The organism is Roseibium aggregatum, assembly GCF_014692675.1.
Lineage (GTDB): Bacteria > Pseudomonadota > Alphaproteobacteria > Rhizobiales > Stappiaceae > Roseibium > Roseibium aggregatum_C.
In genome coordinates this window covers 1-17,328 of the sequence record NZ_JABFCZ010000036.1, presented here as the reverse complement: position 1 = coordinate 17,328, position 17,328 = coordinate 1, and the positions used below count along the sequence as shown (strand labels likewise).

18 protein-coding genes are annotated in these 17,328 nt (G+C 61.4%); 13 read left to right on the top strand and 5 right to left on the bottom strand.

From position 1 onward, the window contains the following. The 4 genes from pcaF to pcaC all read right to left on the bottom strand — a co-directional run bounded on the left by pcaF (position 1) and on the right by pcaC (position 3,355). Complete coding sequence (pcaF, locus tag HK439_RS24165; RefSeq protein WP_190294059.1) at positions 1-1,206, bottom strand: 3-oxoadipyl-CoA thiolase; 1,206 nt, start codon at positions 1,204-1,206, stop codon at positions 1-3. A 1-nt stretch (position 1,207) separates the two neighbouring features. After that, positions 1,208-1,978 (bottom strand): CoA-transferase subunit beta, encoded by a 771-nt coding sequence (locus HK439_RS24160; RefSeq protein ID WP_190294058.1) that lies wholly within the window; start codon positions 1,976-1,978, stop codon positions 1,208-1,210. A gap of 11 nt (positions 1,979-1,989) precedes the next feature. Continuing rightward, positions 1,990-2,847, bottom strand: coding sequence for a CoA transferase subunit A (locus tag HK439_RS24155; protein ID WP_190294057.1), 858 nt, complete (start codon positions 2,845-2,847; stop codon positions 1,990-1,992). A gap of 106 nt (positions 2,848-2,953) precedes the next feature. Then, positions 2,954-3,355: a 4-carboxymuconolactone decarboxylase gene (pcaC, locus tag HK439_RS24150; protein WP_190294056.1), complete on the bottom strand. Its 402-nt coding sequence runs from the start codon at positions 3,353-3,355 to the stop codon at positions 2,954-2,956. 139 nt (positions 3,356-3,494) lie between these two features. Between pcaC and pcaQ the strand changes: the two genes are divergently transcribed. The 8 genes from pcaQ (at position 3,495) to HK439_RS24110 (ending at position 11,277) form a co-directional block, all read left to right on the top strand. Further along, entirely contained in the window at positions 3,495-4,421 is a 927-nt protein-coding gene (gene pcaQ / locus HK439_RS24145; RefSeq protein WP_190294055.1) for a pca operon transcription factor PcaQ, read from the top strand. 213 nt (positions 4,422-4,634) lie between these two features. Beyond that, entirely contained in the window at positions 4,635-5,666 is a 1,032-nt protein-coding gene (locus HK439_RS24140) for a TRAP transporter substrate-binding protein (RefSeq protein ID WP_190294054.1), read from the top strand. Positions 5,667-5,740: 74 nt separating this feature from the next. Then, positions 5,741-6,238, top strand: coding sequence for a TRAP transporter small permease (locus tag HK439_RS24135; RefSeq protein ID WP_190294053.1), 498 nt, complete (start codon positions 5,741-5,743; stop codon positions 6,236-6,238). Continuing rightward, the gene (locus tag HK439_RS24130; protein WP_190294052.1) at positions 6,231-7,619 is read left to right on the top strand and encodes a TRAP transporter large permease; all 1,389 of its coding nucleotides are present in this window, start codon (positions 6,231-6,233) and stop codon (positions 7,617-7,619) included. Before HK439_RS24135 ends, HK439_RS24130 begins: the two co-directional genes overlap by 8 nt. A 173-nt stretch (positions 7,620-7,792) precedes the next feature. Further along, complete coding sequence (locus HK439_RS24125) at positions 7,793-8,668, top strand: metal ABC transporter ATP-binding protein (RefSeq protein WP_190294051.1); 876 nt, start codon at positions 7,793-7,795, stop codon at positions 8,666-8,668. Then, positions 8,661-9,488, top strand: coding sequence for a metal ABC transporter permease (locus HK439_RS24120; protein ID WP_190294050.1), 828 nt, complete (start codon positions 8,661-8,663; stop codon positions 9,486-9,488). Before HK439_RS24125 ends, HK439_RS24120 begins: the two co-directional genes overlap by 8 nt. Then, positions 9,485-9,919 (top strand): Fur family transcriptional regulator, encoded by a 435-nt coding sequence (locus tag HK439_RS24115; RefSeq protein WP_190294049.1) that lies wholly within the window; start codon positions 9,485-9,487, stop codon positions 9,917-9,919. Before HK439_RS24120 ends, HK439_RS24115 begins: the two co-directional genes overlap by 4 nt. A 125-nt stretch (positions 9,920-10,044) precedes the next feature. Beyond that, on the top strand, positions 10,045-11,277 hold the full coding sequence (locus HK439_RS24110) for a glycosyltransferase family 87 protein (RefSeq protein WP_190294048.1): 1,233 nt from the start codon (positions 10,045-10,047) through the stop codon (positions 11,275-11,277). 56 nt (positions 11,278-11,333) lie between these two features. Here the strand turns inward: HK439_RS24110 and HK439_RS24105 are convergent, their stop codons facing one another. Beyond that, entirely contained in the window at positions 11,334-11,603 is a 270-nt protein-coding gene (locus tag HK439_RS24105) for a PilZ domain-containing protein (RefSeq protein ID WP_190294047.1), read from the bottom strand. A 320-nt stretch (positions 11,604-11,923) separates the two neighbouring features. On the opposite strand from HK439_RS24105, the gene HK439_RS24100 reads away from it, so the two are divergent. The 5 genes from HK439_RS24100 to HK439_RS24080 all read left to right on the top strand — a co-directional run bounded on the left by HK439_RS24100 (position 11,924) and on the right by HK439_RS24080 (position 17,088). Further along, entirely contained in the window at positions 11,924-12,505 is a 582-nt protein-coding gene (locus HK439_RS24100; protein ID WP_190294046.1) for an NnrU family protein, read from the top strand. A gap of 180 nt (positions 12,506-12,685) precedes the next feature. Continuing rightward, positions 12,686-13,369, top strand: a complete 684-nt coding sequence (locus tag HK439_RS24095; protein WP_190294045.1) for a tetratricopeptide repeat protein — start codon at positions 12,686-12,688, stop codon at positions 13,367-13,369. After that, on the top strand, positions 13,366-14,718 hold the full coding sequence (locus HK439_RS24090) for a PQQ-binding-like beta-propeller repeat protein (RefSeq protein ID WP_328804237.1): 1,353 nt from the start codon (positions 13,366-13,368) through the stop codon (positions 14,716-14,718). Before HK439_RS24095 ends, HK439_RS24090 begins: the two co-directional genes overlap by 4 nt. A gap of 44 nt (positions 14,719-14,762) precedes the next feature. After that, complete coding sequence (der, locus tag HK439_RS24085) at positions 14,763-16,196, top strand: ribosome biogenesis GTPase Der (protein WP_190294044.1); 1,434 nt, start codon at positions 14,763-14,765, stop codon at positions 16,194-16,196. Between the two features lie 100 nt (positions 16,197-16,296). After that, entirely contained in the window at positions 16,297-17,088 is a 792-nt protein-coding gene (locus HK439_RS24080; protein WP_190294043.1) for an inositol monophosphatase family protein, read from the top strand. Positions 17,089-17,328: the final 240 nt, after the last annotated feature.

Here is a 17,328-nt window from a genome sequence, read left to right as displayed (position 1 = left end):
TCAGACGGCTTCCAGGGCGATCGCAATGCCCTGGCCGACGCCGATGCACATGGTTGCAAGCGCAAGCTTGCCGCCGCGCATCTTCAATTCCAGCGCAGCGGTGCCGGCAATCCGGGCGCCCGATGCGCCGAGCGGGTGGCCGAGCGCGATCGCGCCGCCATTCGGATTGATGTGCTCGCCGTCATCGGCAAGACCGAGGTCGCGCAGAACGGCAAGGCCCTGGGCGGCGAAGGCTTCGTTGAGTTCGATGACATCGAAATCCTTCGGCGCAATCCCGAGGCGGGCACACAGCTTGCGGGTCGCAGGCGCCGGGCCCATGCCCATGATGCGCGGAGCGACACCGGCGGTCGCGCCGCCGATCACCCGGGCAATCGGATTGAGGCCGTACTTCTCGATGGCGTCTTCGGACGCAATGATCAGAGCCGCGGAGCCGTCGTTGACGCCCGATGCGTTGCCCGCCGTCACCGATCCGCCTTCGCGGAAGGGGGCGCGGAGCTTGGCAAGCGCTTCGATCGTGGTGTCTGCGCGGATGTGCTCATCCTGATCGACGATGATCGGATCGCCCTTTCGCTGCGGGATCGTGACCGAGACGATTTCCTTGGCGAACCGGCCATCCGCCTGGGCGCGTGCGGCGCGCTGCTGGCTGCGCACGGCGAAGGCGTCCTGGTCCTCGCGGGAGATCTTGAAATCCGCGGCGACGTTTTCCGCCGTTTCCGGCATGGAATCGATCCCGTACTGTTTCTTCATCAGCGGGTTGACGAAGCGCCAGCCGATGGTCGTGTCATAGACCGCATTGTTACGGCTGAAGGCGGTTTCCGCCTTCGGCATGACGAACGGCGCGCGGGACATGCTCTCCACGCCACCGGCGATGATCAGGTCGGCCTGACCGGCGGCAATCGCGCGCGATGCGGTGATGATCGCGTCCATGCCGGAGCCGCACAGCCGGTTGATGGTTGCACCCGGCACGCTGTCGGGAAGGCCGGCGAGCAGGGCGGACATGCGGGCGACGTTGCGGTTGTCTTCGCCGGCCTGGTTGGCGCATCCATAGTAGACGTCGTCCACGGCACCCCAGTCCACGTCCGGGTTGCGTTCCATCAGGGCTTCGATCGGGATGGCGCCGAGGTCATCGGCGCGAACGCCGGACAGGCTGCCGCCGTAGCGGCCGATCGGGGTGCGGACATAATCGCAGATAAAGGCGCGTTGCATTTTATTTTCCTTCGTGGGCTGCCTTGGTACGGGCATGAAGGTCCCTAAGAACCTCCAGTTCTAAAGCCTCAGGTGCCGGGGTTTCCCCGACATCTTCGGCGAATTTGGCTTTCCAGCCGACCGTTTCCCGGATCTGGTCCCGCGTGACGCCCGGATGCAGGGACGTGACGGTGAACTCTTTCGTTACCGGATCCGGCTCCCACATTGCCAGATCGGTAATCAGCCGGGTCGGGCCCCTGGTGGTGACACCGTGAGCCGCGCGGTCGTTGCCGCCCTTGCCGTGGCCGAGGGAGGTCACAAAGTCAAGCTTTTCAACGAAGCCCCGCAGCGACTGCTTCATGGTGATGAAGATTTCGCCGCAGGAAATGGCGATTTCCGGCGCGCCGCCGCCGCCCGGCAGGCGGACCTTCGGGTTGTCGTAGTCGCCGACCACCGTGGTGTTGATGTTGCCGAACCGGTCGAGCTGGGCCCCGCCGAGGAAGCCGACGGTGATCCGCCCGCCCTGGAGCCAGTAGCGGAACATCTCCGGCACGGAAACGGTGGTCAGAGCCGTCTTGCAGAGTTCGCCGTCGCCGATGGAAAGCGGCAGAACGTTCGGCGCGGTGCCGAGTGTGCCGCTCTCGTAGATAAGGGTGATGTCAGGCGCATGGGTGAGGCGGGCGAGGTTACAGGCGGCCGACGGTGCGCCGATGCCGACGAAGCACACGTCATCGTTCTTGAGGGCGCGGGCCGCGGCAACGGTCATCATTTCGCTCGGAGTGAAATTGGTCATGTCCGTTCTCCTCAGCCCGCATTCTTCAGATGGGCGACGCGGGTCTCAAAGACCTCTGGGCCCTGTTTCAGGACGTTTTCCTCCATCCAGGCGGTGAAGCTGTCGCGGTCCGAGGAGACCTTGTCCCACTCGATATAGGCGGCATTGTCGCGGCCGTAGTAGCCCTGGGTGTAGGACGGATGCGCACCGCCTGGAACGGCTACGACCGAGGTGACGGTCCAGGACGGCAGAACGGTCGCGTTCGGCGAGATGCCGCCGAAATCGTCGACAATTTCCTCCACGGTCACAATCGACCGCTTGGCCGCCAGAACCGCTTCCTTCTGGACGCCGGTGATGCCTTCGATGAAGACGTCTCCCTTGGCATTTGCCCTTTGCGCATGAATGACGGCGACATCGGGCCGAAGCGACGGGACGGCGGCCAGTTCCTCGCCTGTGAAGGGGCACTTGATGAACTTGATGTTCGGATTGACCCGGGTCAGCTCCGCGCCGCGGTAGCCGCGGAAGATGGCGCAGGGCAGGCCGGCGGCGCCCGCCTCGTAGGCGTTGGCCATGGCCGCATGGCTGTGTTCCTCGATTTCGACCTGGAGCGGCCAGCCGTTTTCCAGCGAATCCCGGAAGCGGCGCAGCAGGCCGACGCCCGGATTGCCGGCAAAGGAGAAGATCATCTTCTCCACGCAGCCCATGCCGATCAGCTGATCGTAGATGATGTCCGGCGTCATGCGCATGACGGTGAGATCCTTGCGACCCTGCCGGATGACCTCATGGGCGACCGCATGGGGGATCAGGTGGGTAAAGCCTTCAAAGGCAACGCTGTCGCCGTCCTTGAGGTTTTCGGCAACGGCTTCGGCCAAACACTGGAATTTCGCCATTGTTCCTTCTCGTTTGTTTTTTGAGCGGTCGGCTTTTAAACCGGCCGGGCCGCCTGGTTTTCAGTTGAAGCTGTGTGAAAGGGTCGTTCGAACGGGCCTGCCGGCTTCAGTCCGGGGCCGGTTTTTCCATCTGCGCCAAGGTTTCCTTGGCAATCCTGATTGCGGTGTTGGCTGCCGGCACGCCGCCGTAGATCGCCACATGCATGAGGGCTTCGCGAATGTCTTCGGCCGTGGCGCCGGTGTTGGCGGTCGCCCGGATATGAAGGGCAAGCTCGTCCTTGTGCCCGAGGGCTGCTAGAAGCGCGATGGTGATCAGGCTGCGCTCCCGCTTGGTCAGCGTTTCATCGGACCAGACCGTGCCCCACGCGCCTTCGGTGATCATCGTCTGGAAGCGGGTATCGAAACCGGTCCTGGCGGCATTTGCCCGGTCTACATGGGCATCGCCCAGAACGGATCTCCGTGTGGCCGCGCCGATCTCCTGGCGGGACCCTTTTTCGCGCTCAGACATGACCGTCCTCCCGACGTGTTTTGCGGCCGGCGCCCTTCAGGCGATCCGGCCGTCCGGAATTTTGGCCGCATATTTATCTGTCGGATAGGTTATGTAAAATGAGAAAATGAGCCGAAAATATAACCAATAGGAATACAAGTTGATCGATCCCCGCGTAAAATACCGCCATGTCCAGTGTTTCATGGAAGTGGCTCGCAAGCGCAGCCTCGTGAAGGCGGCGGACGCGCTGGCGATCACCCAGCCGGCGGTTTCCAAGACACTGAAGGAACTGGAAGACATTTTGAAGGTGCGCCTGTTCGAGCGCAGCCGCAAGGGCGTGACCCTGACCCAGTTCGGCGAGGTGTTTTCCCATTATGCCGGCGCCAGCCTGGCGGCGCTGAGCCAAGGGCTGGATAGTGTTGCCCAGGCCCGCATGTCAGGCGAATCCTATCTGAACGTCGGCGTGCTGCCGAGCGTGGCGGCGCGGATCGTGCCGGATGCGGTTAGGGCATTCCAGGCCGAAAACATGGAAACGACCCTGACCCTGATCACCGGACCGAACACGTTCCTGTTAAGCCGGCTGCGGGGAGGGGAACTCGACCTCGTGGTCGGCCGTCTCGCCGACCCGGCGCAGATGGCGGGGCTCGCATTCGCTCATCTTTATTCGGAAAGTGTTTCCTTCGCGGTGCGCAAAGAACATCCGCTCCTGGCCGAAGAAAAACCGGATCTGGGACGGATCGTGGACTATCCTGTTCTTTATCCGACAAAAGAAGCGGTTATTCGCCCCTATGTCGAACGGCTGCTGATCGCTCATGGCGTGACCCGTCTGCCGAAGCGCGTTGAGACCATTTCCAATATCTTCGGACGCACCTACACACTCGAAACGGATGCGATCTGGGTCATCTCCAGCGGAGTTATCTCGCGTGATATTGCCGCAGGTGATCTTGTCGAATTGCCTCTGGAAACGATTGAAACCACAGGGCCGGTCGGCCTGACGACGCGCGCGGATGCAGCGCCGACGCCGGCATTGCTGATGTTTCAAAGCGCTTTGAGAGCTTCGGCCGAGCAGAAATCCATGCAGCTGTAATGGAAGATTTCCAGTGTCGATTTCCGCCGTTTCGAGGCGCATGGTTAACTGCACCTATAACCATTGCTTATGCTGTATTAAGAAAAGCTCATTTTACATATTCAAGGTTTTGGAATAGCCATTGGTGACATTTGATAACGGTCTGAGTAATCTTGACGATGCACGTCACGATTTGGACCGGATCGTACTGTGCACACTACTGGGAGGTTTAGTATGAAACGTATTCTATCTGCGGCTGTAGGGTTTATAGCTGCAACCATGCTGTCGGGATCCGTCAGCGCGCAGGAGCCGGAAGTCACCCTGACCCTGCATCACCTGCTCGGCCCGAAGTCGCCGGCGCAAGTCCACATGCTGGAGCCCTGGGCGAAAAGCGTCGAGGAAGCATCCAACGGTCGTATCAAGATCGAGATCTATCCGGCAATGTCGCTGGGCGGCAAGCCGCCGGAGCTCTACCGCCAGGCACGTGACGGCGTGGTCGACATCGTCTGGACCGTTCTGGGCTATACCCCGGGCGTGTTCCCGCGGACTGAAGTTTTCGAACTTCCGACGGTCCACCGCGGTTCTGCCAAGCAGACCACGATCGCCATCGCCAATTCCTGGGACATGATCAAGGACGACTTCAAGGACATCAAGCCGATCCTGATTCACGTTCATGGCGGTCAGGTGTTCCACATGGTCGACAAGGCGGTTCATACCCCGGCCGATCTGGAAGGCCTGAAGATCCGCACACCGTCCCGTACCGGCGGCTGGATCATCGAAGCTCTGGGCGCAGAGCCGGTCGGTATGCCGGTTCCGGACCTGCCGCAGGCCCTGTCCAAGGGCGTGGTTGCCGGTGCCCTGGTTCCGTTTGAAATCGTCGCTCCGCTGAAGCTGCAGGAGCTGACCCATCACACGACCCAGGGTCCGAACAGCCTTCGCTTCGGCACCTCGACCTTCATGATCGGCATGAACCTGGACCGCTACAACAGCCTTCCGGACGACCTGAAAAAGGTCATCGACGATCACTCCATGGGCAACATTGCTGCGACCTACGGCGCTGTTTGGGATAACTCCGAAGCCGGCGGCAAGAAGCTCATTGAAGAAAACAGTGACCTGATCACCCTGACCGACGACGAATACAAGGCTTTCACCGACAAGATGCAGCCGGTCGTCGACAAGTGGGTTGCCGAAGCAGACAGCAACGGCATGGACGGCAAGGGTATGGTTGAAGCCGCGCGCGCAGCCGTTCTGGCCGTCAAGGACTAAGGGTCCAATAACAATAAACAAGCTGGCGGACGGCGCAGTGAGCGCCGTTCGCTTTTTTTAAAAAGGGCAAGGAAATGTTCTCATTGTTGCAGCGGGTGGTGACGCTGTGGGCGCTCCTCGGAGGTCTGCTCGCGATCGTCATCGTACTCGTAACGGCTGTGAACGTCGGCGCGTTCACCCTCGATTCAATCGTAAAGCCGTTCGGGCTCTACGTTTCGGCGCTTCCCGGTTATGAGGATTTCGTGAGGCTGGCGATCAGCGTAGCTGCACTGAGTTTTTTTCCCTATACGCAATTGAAGAAAGGCCATGTGGCGGTCGATCTGTTCGTGCAGACATTTCCGCGCTGGCTGCAAAGCTTCCTGGATCACCTTTGGCAGGCATTCACCGTCGTGGTCGCCTTCGCTCTCGCCTATTACATGTGGCAGGGCATGATTGAGACGAAGGGAGACAACACCATGACGGCCGTGCTCGGCTGGCAGGAATGGCCCTGGTACTTCCCGGGCGTTATCTCCATGATTCTGTGGGGCCTGGTCGCCCTGGGGCAGGTCCTGGGGGGCAAATCCCATGGGTGAAATGGAAATCACCGGCGTCGCCGGCCTGGCTGTCCTGTTCATCTTCCTGGCGCTGCGGATGCCGGTCGGCCTGACCATGCTGGTCGTGGGCATCGGCGGCACTTACATCCTCTCCCTGGAAGCCTCCTTCATCCGTTTCGGTCCCTACATGAAGCAGTTCAAGTCGCTGCTGTGGGGCAACATGGCCAACTACGACCTGTCGGTCGTGCCGCTGTTCGTCCTGATGGGGTTCCTGGCAAGTCAGGCCAATCTCAGTCGGGACCTGTTCAGAGGCATGGCGGCCCTGATGGGGCGCTTCCGCGGCGGCCTGGCCATGTCGGCGATCGGCGCCTGCGCCGGCTTCGGTGCGGTCTGCGGCTCATCGCTGGCAACAGCATCGACCATGGGGCGCGTTGCCCTGCCGGAGCTTGACAAGCTCGAGTATTCGCCCCGTCTGTCGACGGGCGCATTGGCCGCCGGCGGTACGCTCGGCATTCTCATTCCGCCGTCCGTCGCGCTCGTGATCTACGCCGTTATCGTCGAGGGCTCGATCATCGAGATGTTCCGCGCCGCCATCATTCCGGGCCTCATCGCGGTCGTCTTCTTCATCACGGTCATTGCCATTCTGGTCCGCATCAATCCCAGCCTGGCGCCGACGACGCAGACGATGACCCGGGAGGAGAAGCACGAGGCGCTGATCCGTCTGATCCCGGTGATCATTATCTTCGGTTCGATCATCCTGGGGCTTGGTATCGGGCTGTTCACCCCGACACCGGCCGCCGGCGTCGGCGTGTTCGCGATCCTGGTCTACGGATTCGGCATGCGCCTGTTCGGCAAGGAAGGCCTGACCTTCCCCGGCGTGGGCACGGCGCTGATGGAAACCGCCAAGACCAGCGGCATGATCTATTTCATCCTGTTCGGAGCCGAAGTGCTGAAGGGGTTCTTCACCCGCGCGAACCTGCCTGCCACCATGTCCGCATGGGCCGGCAACAGCGGGCTTGATCCCTATATGGTGCTTGCGATCATGCTGATCATTTTCGTGATCCTTGGCTGCTTCATGGATTCGCTCGCCATGATCCTCGTGGTGGTGCCGTTCTTCTGGCCGGTGATGGTCGACCTGAACGGCGGCGATTACGCCACAGCCGCCTCTGCGACTTTCGGGATGGGGACTGAAGACCTCAAGATCTGGTTCGGGATCCTGACACTCATAGTGGTCGAACTAGGGCTGATAACGCCACCGGTGGGTTTGAACGTGTTCATCATCAACGCGCTCGCCAAGAACGTGCCCATGATGGAAACCTTCCGCGGCGTGCTTCCGTTCTTCGCGGTGGAAATCATTCGGGTCATCTTGCTGGCCGCGGTGCCCGGTATCGTCATGTTCCTGCCCAGGCTACTGGGCTAGCGCACCGCTTTTGCATCTGAAACCAGGGAAGGGGCCGCATCGATCATGCGGCCCCTTTCAATTCCGGCGGGGTGTTTCGGGCGCGCAATTGCCAAACTTCCGCCGATTGCCTATATGTGTAATAATATAACATTTACACGGGCGACTCCGCCTGTCAGCACCGGACGGAATTCATGGATGCAACCGCACAAGTGCCGCCGCTCGTCAGGCTCGAACAGGCAGGCATCAAGCGCAATGGCGAGTGGCTGGTCCGTGGCGTCGATCTGACGGTGATGCCCAGAGAGATCGTGACCCTGATCGGCCCGAACGGATCGGGCAAGTCGACGACGGCCAAGATGGCGCTCGGTATTCTCAAACCCACCGATGGCAGTGCGCGGCAACGGCCGGGCCTGCGGGTCGGCTATGTGCCCCAGAAGCTGATGATCGACTGGACGCTGCCCTTGACCGTCAAGCGGTTCATGCGGCTCACCAGCAAGCTTTCCAACACCGAAATCGCCGAGGCCCTGGAAGAGACCGCGACCACCCACCTGATGGATCAGGAGGTGCGCCATTTGTCCGGCGGCGAAATGCAGCGGGTGCTTCTGGCGCGCGCCATTGCCCGCAAGCCCGATCTTCTCGTGCTCGACGAGCCGGTCCAGGGGGTCGACTACTCCGGTGAGATCGCGATCTACGATCTGATATCGGAAATCCGCGACCGGCTCGGATGCGGCATCCTGATGATTTCCCATGACCTTCACGTGGTGATGGCGGCAACCGATCAGGTCATTTGCCTCAACGGCCACGTCTGTTGCCGGGGCACGCCGAGCGATGTGTCGAAAAGCGAGGCCTATCTCAAGCTCTTCGGCCATCGTGCGGATGGCGCGCTCGCCGTCTACGAACATCACCACGACCACGTGCATCTGCCCGACGGCCGGGTCCGGCATGAGGATGGCACCCTGTGCGATCATTGCCCGGGTCACGACGGACATTCTCACGACCACGCGCATGCCTCGCATGGGACGGACAAGAAGGCGCAGGCAGGGCAGGCGCAGGGTGTACACGATGCTTGACGATTTTTTCACGCGCGCGCTTGTCGCCGGTATCGGTGTTGCCCTGGTGGCCGGTCCGCTCGGCTGCTTCATCGTCTGGCGCCGCATGGCCTATTTCGGCGATACGCTGTCGCACGCGGCCCTGCTGGGCGTGGCCCTGTCCCTGCTGCTTGAGATCAACACCATGCTGGCCGTCTTCGCGGTCTGCGTGGCCCTGTCCCTGCTGCTGATGGTCCTGCGGCGGCGCGAAGGCCTGTCGTCGGATGCACTTCTGGGGCTTCTGGCGCATTCCTCCCTGGCGATCGGGCTTGTCTGTCTTGCCTTCATGACCTGGGTGCGCATGGATCTGATCGGACTGCTCTTCGGTGACATTCTCGCCGTTTCCAGGACCGATATCGCGATCATCTATGGGGGCGGCGCCGTCGTTTTCGCCGGTCTGTGCTTCATCTGGAATGCGCTGTTCGCAGCAACCGTCAGTCCGGAACTCGCAGCCGCCGAAGGCATCGGGACGGAACGGGCGAACCTTGTTTTCACCCTGCTGCTCGCAGCCGTCATTGCGATTGCCATGAAAATCGTCGGGGTGCTTCTGATTACCGCACTTTTGATCATTCCGCCGGCCGCAGCCCGCCAACTGGCGTCCGGCCCGGAACAGATGGCAGGACTGGCGGCGCTCATCGGGTCGGTTGCCGTCGTGGCCGGGCTTTACGGCTCGCTGCAATGGGACACGCCGTCCGGCCCGTCGATTGTGGTTGCTGCGATGGTTCTTTTCATGTTGAGCCTGTTGCCGGTCCGTTATCTTGGCGCCAGGCGGAACAGTCGGATTTCTGGAGGACGTTCATGAACAGCACCCATGTCGGAAGTTCACACCCCGCGCACGATCTTCCCAAGCTGACGAAAAATCAGGGACTTGTTTTCGATGTCCTGTCCGCCGAGGCGGGGCCGATGACGGCCTATGCGATCCTCGACGCTTTGCGTTCGGAGGGGTTCAAGGCCCCGCTTCAGGTCTACCGTGCACTGGACAAGCTGGTCGAGTTCGGAATCGTGCACCGCCTGGAAAGCCTGAACGCCTTCGTGGCCTGCAGCCACCCGGGCTGCGCCCAAAATGAGACCGCTGCCTTCGCCATTTGCGAGAGATGCGGCGGGGTCAATGAATTCACCCCCGAAAAGGCCGTCGAATGTCTCCAGGCATGGGCCGACGGCGCCGGCTTTGCCCCGTCACGAACCACCATTGAGCTTCGCGGTACCTGCAGGGACTGCATGGCCGCAGCCTAGGGAAATACAGACGCCACATTCGCACGGGGATGTCCGGTTTGCGGTTCTCCCGGAGCGCTTTTTAGAGTTTCGAAATTATTATCTGAAATAAACGCCGCATTGTTTTCCAGTTGCGCGGCAATCACTTGTCTCAGGATCAGCCTCCCGTCTTTGCTTATCAGCCCGGACCCAGCCCTTCATCGCGCAGGTCCTCTCTCGGCGGTCCGCTTTTCCTGTGCGCGGTGATCCTGGCGGCCTTCTGCAACATCTACTTTGTGGCAAAGCAATGGGACCAGCTCTGGGCCTTCCCGCAGTCCGTGACGCAGTCGGAGCGGGAGGACCTGGATGCCTTCTACCGGGCTTCGCAGCTCGCCCAGGAGGGCAGGGCGGTCGATGCGTATGATCCGGAGGTATTCCGTCCCGGACTATCGGAAGCCCAGCATCACCTGATCTTCGTCAATCCGCCGCATTTTCTGCTGTTTGCCTATCCCATGGCCTCCTTCAGTTATGGAGAGGTGAAAGCGGCCACCGGGATCCTGATCCTGGCGTCCCTCCTGCTGATTCCCCTGTTTGCCCGCCAGCCGGCGGAAATGATCGTTCTTTTCGCCCTGTCGGCGGGGCTGCACTATACGTTGCTCAGGATGAACATATCCGTCGTGATGGTGGCGCTCATCGTGTTTGCGCTCCAGTATGCGGAACGAAGGCCGGTTCTTGCGGGGCTTGCCCTGGCGGTTGCGACCGTCAAGCCGCAATATGGCTGGCTGGTGCCCTTTTTCCTGCTCAATTCCGGGGCCTATCGCTGTTTTGCGGCGGCGGCCGTCGGCACGATCGTTCTGGTGGCCCTGTCGGTCCTGGCCTTCGGTGCGGAGTCATGGCCTGCGTTTCTCGGGATCTTCTCCGATCCGGACTTCAAGAAATACGCACTCGGCGTCACTCCCGGCAGCCTGAGCCTTCAGGCGACGATCGGCAAGCTCGGCGGCTCGGATGGCCTGCGCAGCACGATCCAGATGATCGCCATGGCGGCAAGTGCGGGGCTGGTCCTGTTCCTGCCCCGCCGGTGGAGCCGGGAGGCCCGGATCGGCGTGATGCTGCTGGCCTCCGCGGCCGTGTCCTCCTCGTTCCTGTACTACAGCTGGTCGCTGGTCTGCGCCGGTCTTTTGTTCATGCTGCTGGCGGTGCCGCGCTGGCCGGTGTCGATGCAGGCCGCCGCGGGGCTGGTCTGGCTGCAGCCGGCCCTGGCGATGCTGCTTTTCAACCTTTATCCTGGCTATGCCACGGCCTATTCGGTGTTTGTCTACGCAACCATCTGCGCCACGCTGGCGCTCGCAATCCGGCTCAGCGTCAAGAATGACGGGATAGAGCCTGCGTTTGCCGGCTGAACACGACGGCTAACACGCGCTCGAAACTGGCTGTGGGCAAACCGGTGGAGCGGGGCCTAGACGGTGCTTTCGGCCGGTCCCGTGAAGCGGATGCCGATCCTGTCGTCCTGGCGCCAGATCACTTCGGCCGGGCGTCTTTGATGATCGGAATCCATATAGAGCAGGAATTCCGACGGTATTCCGGTTGTGCTCGGGACGAGCAGCAATGCCCCGCTATCGCTGGCGTTGCGGATGGTGCAGTCGAACACGCGCGAGAGGCGATCATAGACGATCCGCCCCGCCTTCAAGGTTCGCTTGCGCGTTTCTTTCCTGCTGTCCTGTTCCATTGCAAATCCCGTGCTTTTTTCAGGGCGACAATCGCTTCAAATCCTGAAGAAAGGGTTTTCTGATACTTCCGGAGATTTGAAAATGCGGACAAAATAAGAATAGAGAATATTTTTCAAGTGTAAGTGCCAACGAATATGTTGGTGCGCGCGAATATATATTATCTGATTGGTGTTGCGGGTGTGCTCCGGGTGATGTATTGCGTTGAATTGAACGCGCTCCGGAGTATTTGACCCAAAATTTCCTTTGGCTGAGCTCGGGATTGCGCCCTTTGGCGGGCGGATCGGGAACACTTCACGAGAACACGAGAGGGGAGAAAAGCATGGAATTGCTTGTCCTCGGATTGCTTGTCTTTTTGGGCGCGCATGCCCTGCCGATTTTTTCAGGTGCCCGAAATGCCCTTGTGGCCCGTTTGGGCGCAATGCCTTATCGCGGGCTGTTCTCGGTGGTCTCTGCCGTCGGACTGGTGCTGATCGTCATGGGATACGGACAGGCGCGGATGGACGGAAGTCCTCTTCTCTATGATCCGCCTGCATGGACCCGTCATGTGACCATGCTGCTCATGCTTCCCGTGTTTGTGCTTCTGATTGCCACCTATGTCCCGGGCCGGATCAGGAAGATAACCCGTCACCCGATGCTGGTTGCCGTCAAGTTGTGGGCCCTTGCCCACCTCCTTTCCAACGGCGATCTGGCGTCGGTTCTGCTGTTCGGCGGCTTCCTGGTCTGGGCGGTGGCCGACCGGATTTCGGTCAAACGTCGCGGCGATCCCGGCACACCGTTCTCAGTGGAAGTTGCCGGAAAGGGGCCTGCGGCGGACATTTTCGCCATTGTGGCGGGACTGGTCGTCTACGGCCTGTTTGTTTGGAAAGGCCATGCGCTTGTCATCGGCGTTCCATTGACATAATCACGGGAAATTCGACGGTTTGTGCCTTTTCCGGCGCAGGAGGCCCTCTTTGCCTCACTTGCGCCATTAAACCGTTAAAAAGAAACGCAGTACCGGTTTGCCCGGACGGCATGAAAAAGATAGTGTGACGCGCGCCCGTCAGGGTGGGATGGTTGCAGCAAGCGCAGGAACAAGACACGCATGTCCGACATTTTTCGCGAAGTCGATGAAGATATCCGCCAGGAGAAATACCGTCGGCTTTGGGATCGCTTCGGTCCTTTGGTCATCGGGGTTGCTGTCCTCATCGTTGTCGGGACCGGTGGCTATCGCGGCTGGCTCTATTGGCAGGAAAGCCAGGCGCAGCAGGCAGGGGATACCTTCCTTGAAGCCGTGAGCCTGTCGGATGCCGGCAACCACGAAGAAGCCGACAAGCTGTTCGCGAAACTTCAGGATGCGACCGGCGGCTATCCCGCACTTGCCAGCATGCGCTCCGCAACCGACCTTGCCAATGCCGGAAACACCACCGAGGCCGTGGCCGCGTTCGATGCCCTGAGCCGGGACGGCGCCGTGCCCGAAGCGCTGCGCGACATTGCGGCTCTTCGCGCTGCCTATCTGGCCGTCGACTCGGAGGACTATTCCGCGATCGCAGACCGGGTGGAAGGACTGACCGGAGCAGACAGTGCCTTCCGCGCCAGTGCGCGTGAAATCCTGGCGCTCAGCGCCTGGAAGAGCGGGGACATTGACACCGCCCGCCGCTGGATCTCCGAGCTGGATGCGGATCAGGAAACGCCGGCCGATGTTTCACGTCGGGTCGGACTGCTCAATGATGTTATTCGGGCCAAATATGGCGAGGCGCCGTCTGAAAATGGAGAAGCGGCAAAGTGAGGTTTCTCCGTATTGACGCCGGCGTGCGCAGCCTTTGCGGCGTAGTGGCACTCTCCGTTTTGCTCGCAGGATGTGGCGGCGTTTCAGAATTCGCCGGGTCGATCAACCCGTTCAGCAAGGACAAAAGGCTCCCAGGTGAACGCCAGCCGGTGTTCGACGGCGCCGACCCCGCTGTCGTTGCCTCCGGCAAGGCCGCAACGATCGGACCGGCAACAGGTGGCCAGGAATGGCCGTCCGCCGGTGGCAGCCTGACCAATGATGCCGGGAACCAGGCCGTCTCCGTTACCGGCACCCGGGTCTGGCGGGCCAATATCGGGGCGACGGGCGGTGGTCTGACCACGGACGCCCTGCGCGCCTCGGCCAGGCCGGTGAGTTCGGCCGGACGCGTCTTCATCTACAAGCCCAACGGTGATGTGGTTGCGCTGTCCACCAACGGTGGCCGCCTGTGGGTCAAGAGCCTGAGGCCGGAAGGCGAGCGCGATGTTGCGCCGGGCGGCGGTGTCGCCGTATCCGGCGGCCGCGTCTATGCCGCAACTGCCTATCGTCAGGTCGCAGCACTGGATGCGGCTTCCGGTCAGGTTCTCTGGACGGCGGATTTGAACACGCCCGCGCGCGGCGCCCCCGCCGTCGGCCAGGGCCATCTGTTCATCGTGACCCAGTCCAACGAGGTTGTTGCGCTGAAGCTGGAAGACGGCTCCCAGGCCTGGAGTTACCAGGGGATCGAAGAAGTCGGCGGCATTCTGTCTGCAGCCGATCCGGCGATTTCCGGCAACCAGGTCGTCGTTCCGTTCTCGTCCGGCGAGGTCATGGCGCTCAATATCAAGACGGGCGAGCCCGAATGGGTGGACGGCGTGACCCGCGGCTTCCGCACACAGGCTCTCTCCGGTCTGGCCGACGTATCGGCAAGTCCGGTGATCGCGGGCGACACGGTCTATGCGACCGGCGTCGCCGGGCGGACCATTGCCGCATCGCTGAAGACCGGAACCCGGATCTGGGGTACGGACCTTGGCAGTGTGCATACGCCCATCGTGTCGGGCAATGCATTGTTCCTGGTGGACCTGGAGGACCGGATGGTCGCTCTCGACCGCAAGACCGGGAAAACGCTCTGGTCAACCGTCCTGCCGCGTCCGGAAAAGAAGAAGCGCCGCCGCAACTGGGCCGGCCCGATCCTCGCCAACGGCGCGCTGATCGCCTTTTCGAACGACGGACGTTTTGCAGCCGTCGATGCGGCATCCGGCCAGATCATCCTGACCAAGGATGTGAACACGAAGGTCTACGTGACTCCGATTGTTGCCGGTGGCCGCATCGTTGTTTTGGACGGCGACAGGGCCGTCGCCGCTTTCAACTGATGCGCATCTAGTTAGCATCGGGCGGTAAGCCAGGAGAAAAACCCGTGGGCGCTACAGTCGCCATTATCGGACGGCCGAATGTCGGCAAGTCCACCTTGTTCAATCGCCTGGTCGGCAAGCGCCTGGCGCTGGTCGACGATACGCCTGGCGTCACCCGCGACCGTAGGCCGGGCGAGGCGCGCCTGGGCGATCTGCGCTTTACCATCGTCGATACCGCCGGGCTTGAGGATGCCGACAGCGCCAGCCTCGAGGGGCGCATGCGCCGGCAGACCGAAGAGGCCATTGCCTCCGCCGATGCGGTGCTGTTCGTGATCGACGCCCGTGCCGGCGTCACGCCGCTCGATGCCCATTTCGCCGAGGTCGCCCGCAAGACGACGACACCTGTGATCCTTCTTGCCAACAAGGCCGAAGGCCGGGCAGGGGAGAGCGGTCTGTACGAAGCCTATTCTTTGGGGCTCGGAGAGCCGATTGCGATTTCCGCAGAACATGGCGAAGGTCTGGCCGACCTCTACGATGCGTTGAAGCCCTATGTGGACCGCGTCAACGAAGAGGAAGAGGCCGCCCGTGAGGATGAGGCCGTCCACAACGTCGATGTCGACGAGGACGGAGAAATCGTCGAGGACGAAGATCCGGTCGGCACCCTGGAACGCCCCTTGCGCGTGGCGATCGTCGGCCGGCCGAATGCCGGGAAGTCGACGCTGATCAACAAGATGCTCGGCGAGGACCGCATGCTGACCGGCCCGGAAGCCGGCATCACGCGCGATTCCATCTCCGTCGACTGGGCATGGCGTGATCATCACATCAAGCTGTTCGATACGGCCGGCATTCGCCGCAAGGCGCGCGTTCAGGAAAAGCTGGAGAAGCTGTCCGTCGCCGATGCACTGCGGGCCATCAAGTTCGCCGAAGTCGTCGTGATCACCCTCGATGCGACCATGTCCTTCGAGAAGCAGGACCTGCAGATCATAGATCTGGTCGCGCGCGAGGGCCGGGCCCTGGTGATTGCGGTCAACAAATGGGACCTGATCGAGGACCGCGAAGCGGCCTGGAAAAAGATCCGCGACGCCAACGAGCGCTATTTCAACCAGATCCGCGGCGTGAAGATCGTGACGCTGTCGGGCATTCAGGGACAGGGGATCGACCGGCTGGTCGAGGCAGTCTTCGAGGCCTACGAAGCCTGGAACGCCCGTGTATCGACGGCAAAACTCAATCGCTGGCTCGACAAAGTGGTGGGGAACCACCCGCCTCCTGCCGTCGCCGGTCGCCGCATCCGCCTGCGCTACCTGACCCAGCCGAAGACCCGCCCGCCGCATTTCGTGGCCTTCTGTTCGCGTCCCGAACAGCTGCCGGAGAGCTATACCCGCTATCTGGTGAATTCGCTGCGCCAGACCTTCGACATTCAGGGCACGCCGATCCGCTTTTCCTACCGCAAGGGCGAAAACCCCTATGTGGCGAAGAAGAAAAAGCGCAAGATCCAGTAGTCAATTTTCCGTCGCAAAAATCATTTAGACGGGTGGGGTTCCCAATCCGGGAACGGCCCTTGCCTTCCTCCCGTCTTTCCCTTTTCGAAAGAGACATTTGATGGTTTCCGAACGTCTTGATTTTGCCTGCGCGCTTGCCGAAAAGGCCGGTCTTCTTGCCCTGGATTATTTCCGCCGTCTCGATACGCTCACCATCACGGCCAAGGGCCATCAGGACATGGTCTCCGAGGCGGATCGAGACGTGGAGACCCTGGTGCGCGACGAGATCGCACGGGCCTATCCGGAAGACGGCATTCTGGGCGAGGAACATGGCCGGATCGAAGGCACGTCCGGTTATACCTGGGTCATCGATCCGATCGACGGAACCGCCAATTTCGTCACGTCCATTCCCCAGTGGTGCGTGATCATCGCCTGCGTCCACGACGGCAGGACCGTTGTCGGCGTCATCCACGATCCGTGCTCGGGCGAAACCTTCAAGGCGTCGCTCGGCGGCGGTGCCTTCGTTAACGACCGGCCGATCGCCGCGTCTGCAACGACAAGCCTGTCGGTGGGATCCGTCGGCGTCGGCTTCAACGGGCGCACGGCGGCAAGCGATGCCATCAACTGCATCCGTGCGCTGATCGCCAAGGGCGGGGTTTTCTTCCGCAATGCCTCCGGCGGCCTGATGCTGGCCTATGCGGCTTCCGGACGGCTCATCGGCTACCTGGAAGCGCATATGAACGCCTGGGACTGCCTGGCAGGCCTCCTGATCGCAAAGGAGGCGGGCAACGAGGTTGCCCCGTATGACGCCGACCATGCGCTCGACAATGGCGCCCGTATCGTCGTCGGTGCACCCGGTGTCTTCAAGGAACTGAACGCTATCGCCGCCGAGGCCTTTGCTCCCGCGAAGTGATATCGCGATAGCGCATAAAAAAAGGCGCGGGATTTCCGCGCCTCAGACTGCTGACAAACCCGTCGTTTTCGGCGGGTTTGTTTTTTTGGCTTTGGTTTTGTGGCGCTTGTCCGCGTTTTTGCGTTTGGTCCTTTACGCGCTGGTCTTTGTCACGCGGGAGCTTGTTTCGGAGCTTTGGTGAGTGCCATTGCGATCTTTTTGATGTTTTGGGCAGTGGCGGCGAGTAGGCACTGCACTTGT